This is a genomic window from Streptomyces sp. NPDC014864, from assembly GCF_043081525.1.
Classification (GTDB): Bacteria; Actinomycetota; Actinomycetes; order Streptomycetales; family Streptomycetaceae; genus Streptomyces.
In genome coordinates this window covers 151,739-167,173 of sequence record NZ_JBIBWT010000011.1, presented here as the reverse complement: position 1 = coordinate 167,173, position 15,435 = coordinate 151,739, and the positions used below count along the sequence as shown (strand labels likewise).

Sequence of the window (15,435 nt, the reverse complement as noted above, 5' to 3'; positions counted from 1 at the left end):
GCGACGCACTTTGAGTAACACTCAATATGATCGCAGCCAATGGCCCTGCACTGGCGCTCTCCTCTTCCCTTTGCACAGGTTCTGCGTTTAGAGTGCTGCTCTAAACTCCGGACACCGGAAAGCATGGGCAAGGAGGTGCCGCGACGTGAGACTCACCCCCACCGAGCGTGACCGGCTGCTGCTGTTCTCCGCCGCCGAGCTGGCCCGGTCCCGCCGGACGCGCGGCCTGAGGCTCAACGTCCCGGAGGCCACGGCCCTGATCGCCGACACCGTCTGCGAGGCGGCCCGGGACGGCGCCCGGCTCGCCGAGGCGGTAGAGCGGGCCCGCGCGGTGCTCGGCCCCGACGACGTGCTGCCCGGCGTGGCGGACGTCGTCACGGAGGTGCACGTCGAGGCCGTCTTCGACGACGGCTCGCGGCTGGCGGTGGTCTGCGACCCCATCGGCGGCGGACTGGGGGAGCGGGGGCCGGGCGCTCTGCTGCCGGGCCCGGAGCACGCCGAGCCCGAGGCGGCGGTCCGCCTCGCGGTCACCAACACCGCGACCGTGCCGGTCTCCGTCACCTCCCACTTCCACTTCTTCGAGGCCAACCCGCGGCTCGACTTCGACCGGGCCGCCGCCTACGGGATGCGGCTCGCCGTGCCCGCGGGCTCCTCCGTCCGCTTCGGCCCCGGCGAGCGCGTCGAGGTCGGGCTGCTGCCGATCGGGGGCGACCGCGTCGCCATCGGGTTCGCGGGGCTGGTCGACGGGCCGCTGGACGCGCCGGGGGCGAAGGAGGAGGCCCTGCGCAGGGCCGCCGCCTGCGGATATCTGGGAGTCGCGCGATGAACCCGTACGAGTACGCCGCCACCCACGGTCCCCGCGCCGGCGACCGCGTCCGGCTCGGCGACTCCGGGCTGGTGATCCGCGTCGAGTCCGACGCCCAGCGCCCGGGCGACGAGTTCCTCGCCGGGTTCGGCAAGACGGCCCGCGACGGACTGCACCTGAAGGCGGCCGCCGTCCGCGAGACCTGCGACGTCGTGATCAGCAACGTCGTCGTGATCGACGCCGTGCAGGGGATCCGGAAGGTCTCCATCGGGATCCGCGAGGGCCGGATCCACTCCGTCGGGCGGGCCGGCAACCCCGACACCCTCGACGGGGTCGACGTGGTCGTGGGCACCGGCACGTCGATCGTGTCCGGCGAGGGGCTTGTCGCCACCGCCGGGGCCGTCGACACCCATGTGCACCTGCTCTCCCCGCGCGTCATGGAGGCCTCGCTCGCCTCCGGCGTGACCACGATCATCGGCCAGGAGTTCGGGCCGGTGTGGGGCGTGGGCGTCAACTCGCCCTGGGCGCTGCGGCACGCGTTCGGCGCCTTCGACGCCTGGCCGGTCAACATCGGCTTCCTCGGCCGTGGGTCGTCCTCCCACTCCGCCCCGCTGGTGGAGGCCCTCGCCGAGGGCGGCGCCTGCGGTTTCAAGGTGCACGAGGACATGGGCGCCCACACCCGTGCCCTGGACACCGCCCTCCGAGTCGCCGAGGACCACGACGTGCAGGTCGCCCTGCACAGCGACGGGCTGAACGAGTGCCTGTCGGTCGAGGACACCCTGCGGGTCCTGGAGGGACGCACCGTCCACGCCTTCCACATCGAGGGCTGCGGCGGCGGCCACGTGCCGAACGTCCTGAAGATGGCCGGAGTCCCGAACGTCATCGGCTCCTCCACCAACCCCACCCTCCCCTTCGGCCGGGACGCGGTCGCCGAGCACTACGGCATGATCGTCTCCGTCCACGACCTCAAGACCGACCTGCCGGGCGACGCCGCCATGGCCCGCGACCGCATCCGCGCCGGAACCATGGGCGCCGAGGACGTGCTGCACGACCTGGGCGCGATCGGCATCACCTCCTCCGACGCGCAGGGCATGGGCCGCGCGGGCGAGACCGTGCGGCGCACCTTCGCGATGGCCGGGAAGATGAAGGCCGAGCTGGGCCCCCTGGACGGGGACGGCCCGGACGACGACAACGCCCGCGTGCTGCGCTACATCGCCAAGCTGACCGTCAACCCGGCCGTCGCGCACGGCCTCGGGCACGAGGTCGGCTCCATCGAGCCGGGCAAGCTGGCCGACATCGTGCTGTGGCGCCCCGAGTACTTCGGGGCCAAGCCGCAGCTCGTGCTCAAGGCGGGCTTCCCGGCGTACGGCGTGACCGGCGACCCCAACGCGGCCACCGACACCTGCGAACCCCTCGTACTGGGGCCGCAGTTCGGCGCGCACGGGGCCACCCCCGCCGAGATCTCGGTCGCGTTCGTCGCCCGGGCCGCCCTGGAGCAGGGCCACGACCGGATGCCGACCCGCAGAAGAAGGGTCGCCGTCCGCGGCACCCGCGGCATAGGCCCCGCCGACCTGCGCCTGAACTCCCGTACCGGGTCGGTCGACGTCGATCAGCGGACCGGCCTGGTCACCCTGGACGGCGAGCCGGTCCGCTCCGCGCCGGCCGACTCGGTGTCCCTCAGCCGCCTTTATTTCCTCTGAGGTTCAAGGAGCCGAGGACCGCGTATGAACACCCCCGCCGCCGACGGCTTCCACATGCCCGCCGAGTGGGCGCCGCACGAGCGCACCTGGATGGCCTGGCCCGGCCCCAACCCGACCTTCGACGACCCCGACGACCTCGTCCTCGCCCGCAGGGCCTGGGCCTCGGTGGCCCGTGCCGTCCTCCGCTTCGAACCGGTGACGGTCGTCTGCCGCCCCGGCCAGTCGGCGTACGCGCAGGCACTGCTCGGCCCCGGCGTCGACACCGTCGAGCGCGACCTGGACGACGCCTGGATGCGGGACATCGGCCCCACCTTCCTCACCGGCGGCCGGGGCCGACTCGCTGCCGTCGACTGGACGTTCAACGGCTGGGGCGCCCAGGGGTGGGCCCGCTGGGAGCACGACGCGAAGATCGCCGCACACGTCGCGGACCTCGCGGGCGCGCGGACGTACGCCTCGGAGCTGGTCAACGAGGGCGGCGCGATCCACGTCGACGGCGAGGGCACCGTCCTGCTCACCGAGACCGTGCAGCTCGGCCCCGAACGCAACCCGCACTGGACCAGGGAGCGGGTCGAGGCGGAGATCCACGCCCACCTCGGCACCCGCAAGGCGATCTGGCTGCCCCGCGGCCTGACCGGCGACTACCCGCCGCACGGCTTCGGCACCCTCGGCCACGTGGACATCGTCGCCGCCTTCGCCCGCCCCGGCGTCGTCGTCGCCCACCACCAGCCGGACCCGGCGCACCCCGACCACGAGGTGTCGAAGGAGGTCATCGGCATCCTGAGGTCCGCCACCGACGCGCGCGGCCGCCGCCTGGAGGTCGTGGAGGTCCCCGCCCCCACCGTGCTGGAGGCGGACGGCCACTGGGCCGACCACTCGTACATCAACCACTACCTCTGCAACGGCGGCGTCGTGCTGTGCGGCTTCGACGACCCGCGCGACGAACTCGCGGCCGGCATCTTCCGGCGGCTCTTCCCGGAGCGGACGGTGACGCTGGTGGACGCCCGTACGATCTTCTCCGGCGGTGGCGGCATCCACTGCATCACCCAGCAGCAGCCGAGGAGCTAGGAGCAGCGGATGGCCGGTGGGCGCAGGCAGGCGGCCCCGCCGCGCGAGGAGGTCCTCGCCGCCGCCATGGAGATGATCGCCGAGCGCGGTCTGGAGAAGCTCACCATGGCGGCGCTCGGCCGCGCGGTCGGCATGAGCAGCGGCCACCTGCTGTACTACTTCCACTCCAAGGACGAGCTGCTGCTGCGGACCCTGGAGTGGAGCGAGGGCCGCCTGGGCGCCGAACGCGGCCGGCTGCTCGCCCGCACCGCCCCCGCCCGCGCACGCCTGGACGCCTACGTCGGCCTGTACGTCCCCGACGGCCACCGCGACCCCCACTGGACGCTGTGGCTGGAGGTCTGGAACCGCTCGCAGAACGCCGACGACGCCGCCCGCGACCGGCAGGCCGCCATCGAGGGCGCCTGGCACCGCGACCTGGTCGCCCTGATCGCCGAGGGCGTCTCGCGCGGCGAGTTCCGCCCCGTGGACGCCGACCGGTTCGCCATCCGGCTGCGCGCCCTGCTCGACGGCTTCTCCATCCACGTGGCGATCGGGCTGCGCGGCACCGGCCGGGAGCAGGTCCTCGGTCACGTAAGGGAGTTCCTGGACGAATCGCTGGGCCGCCCCGCCAAGTGACGCCGCCGAACGGCCCATTGGGAGGGTCACCTGTGCCCGGCCGGGGCAGGTACGCCTCATGGGACAACAGCACTGGAAGAGGATCTGGATCGGCTCGGCCGGGAACATGGTGGAGTGGTACGACTGGTTCGTCTACGCCAGTTTCGCCACCTACTTCGCCGGGGCTTTCTTCCCCGACGGCGACCCGACCGCCCAGCTCATGAACACCGCGGGCATCTTCGCGGTCGGGTTCTTCATGCGCCCGGTCGGCGGCTGGCTGCTCGGCCGGGTCGGCGACAGAAGAGGCCGCAAGGCCGCGCTGACCCTCACCGTGACCCTGATGTCCGCGTCCGCGATCCTCATCGCGGTGGCGCCGACGTACGCGGTCGCCGGTTACGGCGGGGCGCTGGTGCTGCTCCTCGCCCGCCTGCTCCAGGGCCTCTCGGTCGGCGGCGAGTACGCGGCAAGCGCCACCTACCTCACCGAGGCCGCCGACCCGCGCCGGCGCGGCTTCGCCTCCAGCTTCCAGTACGTGTCCATGACCGCCGGCCAGATCGTCGGCCTGGGCCTGCAGATCGTCCTGCAGCGCACCATGTCGGACGACGCGCTGCACAGCTACGGCTGGCGCATTCCGTTCGTCGTCGGCGCGCTCGGCGCGGCCGTGGTCTTCTACCTGCGCCGCAGCATGCTGGAGACCGAGGTCTACGAGGCCGACGCCACCGGCGGCGAGGAGCGCGGCACGCTGCGCGCGCTGTGGCGGCACCGGCGGGAGGCGCTGCTGGTGATGGCCCTGACCATGGGCGGCACGGTCGCCTACTACACGTACACCACGTATCTCACGAAGTACTTGTCGAACTCCGCGGGCCTGCCCAAGCAGACCGCCACGCTGGTCTCCTTCACCGCGCTGATCGTCTTCGCCTGCCTCCAGCCGCTGGCCGGCCGGCTGTCCGACCGGATCGGCCGCCGCCCGCTGCTGATCACCTTCGCCGTCGGCTCCACCCTGCTGACCGTGCCGGTCATGACCCTGCTCGGGCACGCGGGGAGCTTCTGGCCGGCCCTCGGCCTGTCCCTGCTGGCGCTGGTGATCGTGACCGGTTACACCTCGATCAACGCCTGCGTGAAGGCGGAGCTGTTCCCGACCGGCGTCCGCGCGCTCGGCGTGGCTCTCCCGTACGCCCTGGCCAACGCGCTGTTCGGCGGCACCGCGGAGTACGTCGCCCTGTGGTTCAAGAACGCCGGCTCCGAGTCCGGCTTCTTCTGGTACGTGGCGGCCTGCGCGGCCGTCTCCCTCGTCGTCTACCTCACCATGCGGGAGACGAAGGACCTCGACCTCACCCGGGTGCGGGCAGCCGAGTCGTCTCGACTGACGCCCGCATCCTGAGACGGTCGGTGAGCGCGGGGGCGGATTGTGCCAGACTGCCCCCGTGCTCTCGTTCGCCATGATTATGGGCAGCAGGCGCGCCGGTCCGCAGTGACCGTCTCGTACGACCAGGTACGGGCGGCCATCGTGTCCTCGACCCGCGCGCAGACCTCTCGCACCCGCGAGAGGTTTTTCGTTTTCTGGCCCACCTTCAGCCGGGAGCGGAGCGCGAGGGATGATGGGGGGACGGTGGAGCCGGTCATTCCGGTAAGACCGAGATCCAAAACAGGAGCCTTGAGACCATGACCGCAACCAGCCAACCGGCCGATGCGTTCCACGTGTTCGACACCACCCTGCGCGACGGCGCCCAGCGGGAGGGCATCAACCTCACCGTCGCCGACAAGCTGGCCATCGCGCGGCACCTGGACGACTTCGGCGTGGGCTTCATCGAGGGCGGCTGGCCCGGAGCCAACCCGCGGGACACCGAGTTCTTCGCCCGCGCCCGGCAGGAGATCGAGTTCCGGCACGCCCGCCTGGTCGCCTTCGGCGCCACCCGCCGCGCGGGCACGAGGGCGTCGGACGACCCGCAGGTCAGGGCGCTCCTGGAGTCCGGTGCCGAGGTGATCACCCTGGTGGCGAAGGCGCACGACCGGCATGTGGAACTGGCGCTGCGCACCACGCTGGAGGAGAACCTGGAGATGGTCCGGGACACGGTCTCCCACCTGCGCTCGGAGGGCCGCCGTGTCTTCGTCGACTGCGAGCACTTCTTCGACGGCTACCGCGCCAACCCCGCCTACGCCAAGGCCGTCGTCCGGGCCGCCTCGGAGGCGGGCGCGGACGTGGTGGTGCTGTGCGACACCAACGGCGGAATGCTCCCCGCCCAGGTCCAGGCGGTCGTCTCCACCGTCCTGGCGGACACCGGCGCCCGCCTCGGCATCCACGCCCAGGACGACACCGGCTGCGCGGTCGCCAACACGCTGGCCGCGGTCGACGCCGGCGCCACCCACGTGCAGTGCACGGCGAACGGCTACGGCGAACGGGTCGGCAACGCCAACCTGTTCCCGGTCGTGGCGGCCCTGGAGCTGAAGTACGGCAAGCAGGTGCTGCCCGAGGGCCGGCTGCGCGAGATGACGCGCATCTCGCACGCCATCGCCGAGGTCGTCAACCTGACGCCCTCGACGCACCAGCCCTATGTGGGTGTATCCGCCTTCGCGCACAAGGCCGGGCTGCACGCCTCCGCGATCAAGGTCGACCCGGATCTGTACCAGCACATCGACCCCGAGCAGGTCGGCAACACCATGCGGATGCTGGTCTCCGACATGGCGGGCCGGGCGTCGGTGGAGCTGAAGGGCAAGGAACTCGGCGTCGACCTCGGCGGCGACCGCGAGCTGGTCGGCCGGGTGGTCGAGCGGGTCAAGGAGCGCGAGCTCAAGGGCTACACCTACGAGGCGGCGGACGCCAGCTTCGAACTGCTGCTGCGCACCGAGGCCGAGGGCGGGCCGCTGGAGTACTTCGAGGTGGAGTCCTGGCGGGCGATCGTCGAGGACCGCCCCGACGGCACCCACGCCAACGAGGCCACGGTCAAGCTGTGGGCCAAGAGCGAGCGCATCGTCGCCACGGCCGAGGGAAACGGCCCAGTCAACGCCCTCGACCGCGCCCTGCGGGTGGCCCTGGAGAAGATCTACCCCGAGCTGGCCGCCTTCGAGCTGGTCGACTACAAGGTCCGCATCCTGGAGGGCAAGCACGGCACCCAGTCCACGACCCGCGTGCTGATCTCCACCTCGGACGGCCGCGACGAGTGGTCCACCGTGGGCGTGGCGGACAACGTCATCGCCGCGTCCTGGCAGGCGCTGGAGGACGCGTACACCTACGGCCTGCTGCGCGCGGGCGTGGAGCCGGCCGCGTAGGCCTCGGGCCGGCGGGAGCGGCAACGGCCGGGCGGGAGCGGCAAATGCCGGGCCGGCGGGACGGCCGGGCGGGCGTGCGCGGTTCGGCCCGCCCGGTGGATCGTGGGCCGACCCGCCCGGTGGATGGTGTGCCGACCCGCCTGACGGACCGTGGGCCGGTGCGCCCGGCGCCTTACAGCGCCGCGTCGCGGGCGCGGGGCAGGTGGTCGCCGGGCCGGTCGCGTCCGCCGGACCGGTCCAGCCGCAGCAGCCCGGAGGACGGCGGCCGGTGGCCGGCGGTCTGCGTCGTGGACCGGGTCAGCTCCTCGACGCCCTCGGCGAGATAGCCGACCCAGGCGGCCGCCTCCTCCTCCATCAGCCGGTGGGCGTCCATGCGCAGCCGCTCGACGATCCCCAGCAGCGCGGCCTGCTCCTTGTCGCTGGGGGCGTCGGTGATGCGCAGGAACCCCTGCGTCCACTCCGTCTGCGCCCGCTTCAGCACCTGCTGGAGGGCGAGCTGGGTCCTGATGTAGCGGGTCCAGGTCGCGGAGAAGCCGAAGACCCGGTCGAACAGCACGCACCCGGCGCCGCCGGCCAGGAACACGAAACCCCATTCGGGCCCTATGGCCGACGGGCTCGCCGCGTGCACCAGCGGCGTGAGCGTGCCCGCGATGCCCAGCAGCCCGGCGAGGGCGCGCAGCGAGCGGGACCACAGCGACGGACCGCGCCGCCGTGCCAGGTACCAGCCGATCGCCGAGTGCACCTCGCTCTCCGCGTGCCGGAACAGCTCCGCCAGCGCCTCCGCGCGGGTGCGTGAGCGGTCCAGCCCGGTGAGCTCGGACACCTGCATGTCCGAGTCCTTCTGTCTGTTGAACACGCCCCTCCGCCTTCCCCAGCGCCGGTGCCGGCCGCGGGCCCGCCACCGGCAGCACCGCATGGTAGCGAGGGCGCGCGCGGGGCGGGCCCTGCCGGCCGCCACTTCCGGTGCGCCGTTTCCCGTGCTCGCCCCCCGAGAGCCGTCGATGACCGGATGCGACCGGATTCCGGTAGTTTCGCATCATGAAGGCCGTCGTCCTGACCCGAGTCCTTCCCCGGTGGCTGGTCGCGCTCGCGGTCGCCGTACCGGTCGCGCTGGCCGTCCCGCAGCCCGGCACCCCGCGGGCCGCCGCGGCCACCGGCGCCACGGCCTCGGCGACCACCTCCACCAGCGTCTCCGCGGTCGCCGAGGCCCTGCGCAGGAATCCCGTCTACGTCGATCCGGCCGCCTCCGGACAGCTGTCCGCCACGGACGCCGCCGCCCTCGCCCGGAAGATCAGAGACGCGGACAAGCCCCTCTTCGTCGCCGTCCTGCCCGCCGGGTACCCGACCCGGAACCTCTTCGCCGACCTGCGCACCGCCACCGGCGTCACCGGCCTGTACGCCATCCGCCTCGGCGACCGCTTCGACGCCCGAGCCGACTCCTCCGTCATGCCGCGCAACGCCGTGCGCAACCTCGTGACCAGCGTGCGGGGCGAGGACGCCAGAACGCAGCTCACCGACTTCACCGACCGGGCCCTGCCCACCCTGCGCGGCTCCGCACCCGCCACCTGGAGCGGGGGCACCTCCGGCCAGGGCAGCGGGATGTCGACCGGCGCGCTGATCACCGCCGGAGCCGTCCTGGTCGCGGGCGGTGCCGGCGCCTACGCCCTCGTCCGCCGCAACCGGCGCCGCCGGGAGGCCGAGCAGCGGGCCGCGCTGGAGCGGCTGCGGATCGTCGTCGACGAGGACATCACCGCCTTCGGCGAGGAACTGGACCGCCTGGACTTCCACCCCGCCGAGGCGGGGGCGGACGACGCCATGCGGGCGGACTACGAGCGGGCGCTGGACGCCTACGAGCAGGCCAAGCAGTACATGGCCGACGCCCGCCGGCCCGAGGACGTCAAAGCGGTCACCGAGGCCCTGGAGGACGGGCGATTCTCCCTCGCGCAACTCGCCGCCCGCCGCGAGGGACGGCCCCTGCCCGAGCGCCGGCCGCCCTGCTTCTTCGACCCGCGCCACGGCCCCTCGGTCGCCGACGCCGCCTGGACGCCCCCGGGCGGCGCTCCCCGCGAGGTCCCGGTCTGTACCGCGGACCAGGTCCGCCTCGCCGAGGGACGCGACCCGCACGTCCGCGAGGTCGACACCGACTACGGCCGCCGCCCCTACTGGGACGCGGGCCCGGCCTACGGCCCCTGGGCGGGCGGCTACTTCGGCGGCGGCATCCTGCCCGGCCTGCTGGTCGGCACCCTGCTCGGCAGCGCGATGGCGACCCCGGGGTACGCGGCCGACTACGGCACCGGTTACGGCGACTTCGGCGGCTACGAGGGCGGAGACGTCTCCGGCGCCGACTTCGACCCCGGCGACTTCTCGGGCGGCTTCGGCGACGGCGGCGGAGGCGACTTCGGTGGCGGTGGCGGGGACTTCGGCGGAGGCTTCTGAACCCGCCCCGGCCGCGCGCGCGTGCCCGGCGAACGCGGCCCGGACGGCGGGGGAGACGGCGAGGACGGGTGCACGACAGCGGCCCCGCCGAGGTGCGCCTCGCGGACGCGCCCGCCGGGACCGAGCACGGGCGAGGCCTTGCCGGTCGCCGCGTCGGCGGACCAGTGGGGCGTGACAGGGAGCGCAGCCCCGGGGAGGTGGTCTCGTTCGAGTTCGCCGTCAGGTGACGCGGTGGACCGGCGGGCACTCCCATCGCCCGTCGAGGACTTCCGGCCGGGGGAGGTACATGCGCAGGGTGATGTACCAGATGCCCTGCTCCGGGGTCGGCAGCCAGTTGGGCTCCCGGTCGGGGCGGGGCGCCTCGGGCTGCAGGTGGATGGTCACGCTTCCGTCGCGGTTGGTGACCAGGCCGGGGGTGCGGTCGCCGATGGAGTAGCGGTCGATCGGGTTGGGCACCAGGTTGCGGTCCTCCGAGTAGACGGTCAGGGACCAGAAGGCGTCGACGGGGGGCAGGTTCCCCGGTTCGAAGCGCAGTTCGTAGCGGCCCGTGGACAGCTTCTCGCCCTGGCCGTCGTGGAAGGCGACCAGGTAGACCGCTTCCGCCGGGTCGTTGACGGCGATACCGACCAGGGCCTGCTCACCGGCCCGGCGCAGGAAGTCGTCGCCGAACCGGCCCACCTGCGGGGGCGGGTAGCGCCAGCCGTTGACGACGTGGGCCCACTCGCCGCTGAGCAGTTGCTGTTCGAGCATCGGCACGCCCACGGCGGCGGCCCGGATCAGGCTCTGCTTGACGGCCTCGGGCTGGGCCTCGACGTCGAGTCCGGGGCCGACGCCGATCTCCGCGAACTGCTTGAGCAGCAGCTCGTGGTGGGCGGGCGGGGGGTTCTCGGCGAGCATCGCGTTCAGCGTCTTCCACGGCCCGAGCGGGTCCTGGTCCGCTTCGACCGGTTCCAGGACGTCGCGGCGCTCCGGGAGGAGGGTGTCCTTGTGGCCCAGTTGGCTGAGCGGGGTCAGCCGGTACTGGGCCTGCAGTGCGTGCACGGCCGGGAGGTCCTGCGCCCCCTCGACGAGGGTGCGGCCCACGACCAGGACCCAGGGGGTGGGGGCGGTGGCCGTGCGGCGCAGCCCCTCGGGCAGGTCTCCCGTCCAGCCGGGCCCGACGAGGGCGAAGTGGCCGGCCTGCGAACCGGTGGCGCGCTGTCCCACGTAGTCGTAGTTGTCGGAGGTGACGCCGACGAGTTCGAAGGTGAAGTAGCGGTCGCCCATGTCCGGGTGGGAGAGGACGACGGGCTCCTCGGTCAGGTCGACCCAGGCGAACGAGTACAGCGTGTCGTTGTTGGGGGACAGGCCCTCCCGGTCGGACGCGTCGTAGAGCGTGCGCCCGTGCCAGAACTGGTTGACCGCGGCGGACGGCGTCATCTCGTTCTCCGGCTCCTGGGTCACCCAGCGGTGCCGGATCCCGGCGTAGTAGATGTACGGGAAGCCGTAGACGAAGGCCTGTTCCCCGAGCGTGTAGGCGTACTCGCGGCGCCAGTCGCTCACGCGCCCGGTGAGGACGGGCTTCACCGCCTCCCACATGAGCGGCAGCGCCTGTGAGGTCCTGCGGGCGCGGTCCACGACGGTGCCGGGGTGGCGCACGGCGTCCGCCGTGGCTCTGCCGGTCGCCGTCGCCGCCTGGCCGAGGGTCGACGACACGCTCGTGAGCTGGTCGCGCAGTCGCTGGGCGGGCTTCTTGTTGGCGGCTGCAGAGGTCATCGCCGCGCTCCTCTCCCTGTCGCTGGCAGCACGGCACGTACGCCGGATCAACCCCCGCCTTGGAGCCGCAGCGGCGACCGTCGCGGACGCGTCCCGGTTTCTCCCCGTGGCTGTCTCTCCTGTGGGCCGAGTGGACCGACGGGCCGCTGCGTTCGCCGTGCTTCGTCGCATCCGGCGGGGGCTGTGAGTGCGGCCTGGCCTACTAACGAGTAGATCACCGGCCCCGGGACCCGGCAACCGGCCCTGGGATCAGGCAGTCGGCCCGGTGATCCGGCGATCGGCCCGGTGATCCGGTGATCGGCCCCGGGAGGAGCCGGGACGACCGGCCCCGGGAGGGAGCCGGAAAGCCGAAGTGCCCGCCCTCCCCGGTGCGGGGAGTGGCGGGCGGGCGCTTCGGAGGTGTGCGGGCGGCCGGGACCTCTTCGCCGGCCGCGGGGCCGGGACCGGAGGCCGGGGGTTCACGCGTTCTTGATCGCCGAGATGTCGAAGTTCAGCTTGATCTTGTCGGAGACCAGCACGCCGCCCGTCTCCAGCGCCGCGTTCCAGGTCAGGCCCCACTCGGAGCGCAGGATCTCGGCCTTGCCCTCGAAGCCGACGCGCTCGTTGCCGAACGGGTCCTTGGCCGCGCCGTTGAACTCCAGGTCGATGGTGAGCGGCCTGGTGACGCCGAGGATGGTCAGCTCGCCGGTGATGCGGTAGTCGTCGCCGCCCAGGGCCTCCGCCTGGGTGGAGCGGAAGGTCATGGCCGGGAACTCCCCGGTCTTGAAGAAGTCCGAGCTCTTCAGGTGCCCGTCGCGGTCGGCGGAACCGGTGTCGATGCTGTCCATGGTGACGTCGAGGGAGGCGGTGGACTTGGCGGGGTCGGAGCCGTCCAGGTGGAGGGTGCCGGAGAAGTCGTTGAACTTGCCCTTGACGTTGGTGACCATGGCGTGCCGGGCGACGAAGCCGAGCGTGGAGTGGGCCGGGTCGATGGTGTAGTCACCGGTCAGCGCGGCGAGGTCCGGGCTCACCGCGGCGGGGGTGCCGGTGGGGGCGGTGGTGTCGCTCTTGCGGCCGAAGATGCCCATGACGTGCTCCTTGGGAGGGATGGCCCCGGCGCGGCGGCCGAGGATGTTGAATGTTCAATGATCTGAACACTGACGACCGTAGACCTATTCCGTTCGACTTTCAACTTAATCCGGGGGGTCCCTTTCCGGGACGTGCGGAGCATCGCGCGGTCGTCCGGTTCGTCCTCTGGCAGACGCGCGTAGACCTCGGGCACCATCTCCCTGCACCACCTGCACAGCCGCCCCGCAGCACACACGGCCAACCGCAGGAAGGGTTCCCCCATGAAGAAAGCCAAGACCGGCCGCGCCCGCGCCGTCCTGACCGCCCTCGCCCTCGTCGTCGCCCCGGGCGTCGCCGTCCTCGGCACCGCCACCGACGCCTTCGCCGTCACCAAGATCAGCCACGCCACCGCCACCCAGATGTTCCGCGACGTCGGCATCACCTGGTCCTCCTCCGGCAACTGCTCCGACCGGTACAACTCCACCTGTACCTCCTTCGAGCAGCTCAACCTCGCCACCGCCCAGGGGGCTCAGACCCTGAAGCGGGCCGGCGGCTGCGCGCTGAACATCACCGGCGGGACGGAGACCGGACACGCCTCCGGCACCTACTCCCACTGGAACGGCTACAAGCTCGACTACGGCAAGAACACCTGCGTCACCAGCTACATCAAGAACAACTTCACCTACATCGGCCTGCGCGGCGACGGCGCCCCGCAGTACAAGTCCGGCTCCGGCAACATCTACGCCGATGAAGGCACGCACTGGGACGTCCTCTACTACAACTGCGGCGGCTGCTGACCGCCACCCGGCCGGTCGCCGGCGCCGCCGGGCCACCGCCCGCGCCGCCGACCGGCACCCGGTGTCCGTGCTCGCCGACGGTGTCGGCCGGGGGCGGGTGCCGCGGACGGACGACGCCGTACGGGTCTGCGTGTCACTCTGGCGATGGCATGTGCCACCCCTGAATGTGACTCGACTCTCGCCCCATGACTTTGTGCGACCCCGACAACGGCGAGGGCCTCTGAGCAGTCGGAAAGGCTGCAAGCGCCGGAGGTTCTGTTCACTCGTACCAGGAAAACGGGCCGGAGACTGTACGGAGTCAACGGCTCGCTTTCCTTGGTGCGCTTCGTAAGGTCACTACATGACCGTTTTGGATGAGACGACGGGTGAGCCGACCGGCGAGCCGACGGACGCGCGCGGACGGGTCGCCGAACTGCACGACATCCGTGCGCAGGCGGTGGCGGGTCCCAGCGAGAAGGCGACCGCGGCGCAGCACGCCAAGGGGAAGCTGACCGCTCGGGAGCGGATCGAGCTGCTCCTGGACCCGGGGTCCTTCCAGGAGGTCGAGCAGTTGCGCCGGCACCGGGCGACCGGTTTCGGGCTGGAGGCGAAGAAGCCGTACACGGACGGTGTGGTCACCGGCTGGGGCACGGTGGAGGGCCGTACGGTCTTCGTGTACGCGCACGACTTCCGGGTCTTCGGGGGTGCGCTGGGCGAGGCCCACGCCACGAAGATCCACAAGATCATGGACATGGCGATCGCGGCGGGTGCGCCGCTGGTGTCGCTGAACGACGGTGCGGGTGCCCGGATCCAGGAGGGTGTCTCGGCGCTCGCTGGGTACGGCGGGATCTTCCAGCGCAACACCAGGGCCTCCGGGGTGATCCCGCAGATCTCGGTGATGCTGGGCCCGTGCGCGGGTGGTGCGGCCTACAGTCCGGCGCTGACGGACTTCGTGTTCATGGTCCGTGAGACCTCGCAGATGTTCATCACCGGTCCGGACGTGGTCAAGGCGGTCACCGGCGAGGAGATCACGCAGAACGGTCTGGGCGGCGCGGACGTGCATGCCGAGACGAGCGGGGTGTGCCACTTCGCCTACGACGACGAGGAGACGTGCATCGCCGAGGTGCGCTACCTCCTCTCCCTCCTGCCGCAGAACAACCGCGAGAACCCGCCCCGCACGGAAAGCTCCGACCCGGCCGACCGCCGCTCCGACATCCTGCTCGACCTGGTCCCGGCCGACGGCAACCGCCCGTACGACATGACCAAGGTCATCGAGGAGATCGTCGACGACGGCGAGTACCTGGAGGTCCACGAGCGCTGGGCGCGGAACATCATCTGCGCGCTGGCCCGGATGGACGGTCAGGTCGTCGGCATCATCGCCAACCAGCCCCAGGTGCTGGCGGGCGTGCTGGACATCGAGGCGAGTGAGAAGGCCGCGCGCTTCGTCCAGATGTGCGACGCCTTCAACATCCCGATCGTCACCCTTCTCGACGTGCCCGGCTTCCTCCCGGGCGTCGACCAGGAGCACGGCGGCATCATCCGGCACGGCGCCAAGCTGCTCTACGCCTACTGCAACGCCACCGTGCCGCGGATCTCGCTGATCCTGCGCAAGGCGTACGGCGGTGCCTACATCGTCATGGACTCCCAGTCGATCGGTGCCGACCTCACCTACGCGTGGCCGACGAACGAGATCGCCGTGATGGGCGCGGAGGGCGCGGCCAACGTGATCTTCCGCCGTCAGATCGCCGAGGCCGAGGACCCCGAGGCGATGCGTCAGAAGATGGTCAAGGAGTACAAGGCCGAGCTGATGCACCCGTACTACGCGGCCGAGCGCGGCCTGGTGGACGACGTGATCGACCCGGCCGGCACCCGCGAGACGCTCATCCGGTCCCTGGCGATGCTGCACAGCAAGCACGCCGACCTGCCCTCCCGCAAGCACGGCAACCCGCCCCAGTAACCGGGCGGACGCACCGCGGCAATGCCGCGGACC

General features: G+C 72.0%; 12 protein-coding genes. 9 read left to right on the top strand and 3 right to left on the bottom strand.

Annotation, left to right across the window (positions count from 1 at the left end; translation table 11 throughout):
* The first annotated feature begins 145 nt into the window (after window positions 1-145).
* The 6 genes from ureA (at window position 146) to cimA (ending at window position 7,431) form a co-directional block, all read left to right on the top strand.
* The gene (ureA, locus tag ACF1A5_RS21380; protein ID WP_392194425.1) at window positions 146-826 is read left to right on the top strand and encodes an urease subunit gamma; all 681 of its coding nucleotides are present in this window, start codon (window positions 146-148) and stop codon (window positions 824-826) included.
* Window positions 823-2,505: an urease subunit alpha gene (locus ACF1A5_RS21375; RefSeq protein WP_392194424.1), complete on the top strand. Its 1,683-nt coding sequence runs from the start codon at window positions 823-825 to the stop codon at window positions 2,503-2,505. The genes ureA and ACF1A5_RS21375 overlap by 4 nt, the downstream gene beginning before the upstream one ends.
* Window positions 2,506-2,529: 24 nt before the next feature.
* Window positions 2,530-3,570 (top strand): agmatine/peptidylarginine deiminase, encoded by a 1,041-nt coding sequence (locus tag ACF1A5_RS21370; RefSeq protein ID WP_392194423.1) that lies wholly within the window; start codon window positions 2,530-2,532, stop codon window positions 3,568-3,570.
* A 9-nt stretch (window positions 3,571-3,579) separates the two neighbouring features.
* Window positions 3,580-4,185: a TetR/AcrR family transcriptional regulator gene (locus tag ACF1A5_RS21365; protein ID WP_392194422.1), complete on the top strand. Its 606-nt coding sequence runs from the start codon at window positions 3,580-3,582 to the stop codon at window positions 4,183-4,185.
* Window positions 4,186-4,243: 58 nt separating this feature from the next.
* Complete coding sequence (locus tag ACF1A5_RS21360; RefSeq protein ID WP_392194421.1) at window positions 4,244-5,545, top strand: MFS transporter; 1,302 nt, start codon at window positions 4,244-4,246, stop codon at window positions 5,543-5,545.
* A 281-nt stretch (window positions 5,546-5,826) separates the two neighbouring features.
* Window positions 5,827-7,431 carry a citramalate synthase gene (gene cimA, locus ACF1A5_RS21355; protein WP_392194420.1) on the top strand — a complete coding sequence of 535 codons (1,605 nt, stop codon included), beginning with the start codon at window positions 5,827-5,829 and terminating at the stop codon, window positions 7,429-7,431.
* A 172-nt stretch (window positions 7,432-7,603) separates the two neighbouring features.
* Here the strand turns inward: cimA and ACF1A5_RS21350 are convergent, their stop codons facing one another.
* Window positions 7,604-8,287 carry an SLATT domain-containing protein gene (locus ACF1A5_RS21350; RefSeq protein WP_392194419.1) on the bottom strand — a complete coding sequence of 228 codons (684 nt, stop codon included), beginning with the start codon at window positions 8,285-8,287 and terminating at the stop codon, window positions 7,604-7,606.
* 182 nt (window positions 8,288-8,469) lie between these two features.
* Here ACF1A5_RS21350 and ACF1A5_RS21345 point away from each other — a divergent pair, with 182 nt between their 5' ends.
* Complete coding sequence (locus ACF1A5_RS21345; protein ID WP_392194418.1) at window positions 8,470-9,867, top strand: hypothetical protein; 1,398 nt, start codon at window positions 8,470-8,472, stop codon at window positions 9,865-9,867.
* A 219-nt stretch (window positions 9,868-10,086) separates the two neighbouring features.
* Here the strand turns inward: ACF1A5_RS21345 and ACF1A5_RS21340 are convergent, their stop codons facing one another.
* Both ACF1A5_RS21340 and ACF1A5_RS21335 read right to left on the bottom strand, forming a co-directional pair.
* Window positions 10,087-11,622, bottom strand: coding sequence for a DUF1254 domain-containing protein (locus ACF1A5_RS21340; protein ID WP_392194417.1), 1,536 nt, complete (start codon window positions 11,620-11,622; stop codon window positions 10,087-10,089).
* A 458-nt stretch (window positions 11,623-12,080) separates the two neighbouring features.
* A complete protein-coding gene (locus ACF1A5_RS21335; RefSeq protein ID WP_392194416.1) occupies window positions 12,081-12,689 on the bottom strand; it encodes a YceI family protein in 609 nt (202 codons plus the stop codon).
* Window positions 12,690-12,950: 261 nt separating this feature from the next.
* Between ACF1A5_RS21335 and ACF1A5_RS21330 the strand changes: the two genes are divergently transcribed.
* Window positions 12,951-13,466, top strand: a complete 516-nt coding sequence (locus ACF1A5_RS21330) for a hypothetical protein (protein ID WP_392194415.1) — start codon at window positions 12,951-12,953, stop codon at window positions 13,464-13,466.
* Window positions 13,467-13,806: 340 nt separating this feature from the next.
* A complete protein-coding gene (locus ACF1A5_RS21325; RefSeq protein ID WP_392194414.1) occupies window positions 13,807-15,402 on the top strand; it encodes an acyl-CoA carboxylase subunit beta in 1,596 nt (531 codons plus the stop codon).
* Window positions 15,403-15,435: the final 33 nt, after the last annotated feature.

Coding starts and splice junctions, on each gene's coding strand:
- ACF1A5_RS21375 (WP_392194424.1), top strand. CDS start 823: ATGAACCCGTACGAGTACGCCGCCACCCACGGTCCCCGCGCCGGCGAC.
- ACF1A5_RS21370 (WP_392194423.1), top strand. CDS start 2,530: ATGAACACCCCCGCCGCCGACGGCTTCCACATGCCCGCCGAGTGGGCG.
- ACF1A5_RS21365 (WP_392194422.1), top strand. CDS start 3,580: ATGGCCGGTGGGCGCAGGCAGGCGGCCCCGCCGCGCGAGGAGGTCCTC.
- ACF1A5_RS21360 (WP_392194421.1), top strand. CDS start 4,244: ATGGGACAACAGCACTGGAAGAGGATCTGGATCGGCTCGGCCGGGAAC.
- cimA (WP_392194420.1), top strand. CDS start 5,827: ATGACCGCAACCAGCCAACCGGCCGATGCGTTCCACGTGTTCGACACC.
- ACF1A5_RS21345 (WP_392194418.1), top strand. CDS start 8,470: ATGAAGGCCGTCGTCCTGACCCGAGTCCTTCCCCGGTGGCTGGTCGCG.
- ACF1A5_RS21340 (WP_392194417.1), bottom strand. CDS start 11,622: ATGACCTCTGCAGCCGCCAACAAGAAGCCCGCCCAGCGACTGCGCGAC.
- ACF1A5_RS21335 (WP_392194416.1), bottom strand. CDS start 12,689: ATGGGCATCTTCGGCCGCAAGAGCGACACCACCGCCCCCACCGGCACC.
- ACF1A5_RS21330 (WP_392194415.1), top strand. CDS start 12,951: ATGAAGAAAGCCAAGACCGGCCGCGCCCGCGCCGTCCTGACCGCCCTC.
- ACF1A5_RS21325 (WP_392194414.1), top strand. CDS start 13,807: ATGACCGTTTTGGATGAGACGACGGGTGAGCCGACCGGCGAGCCGACG.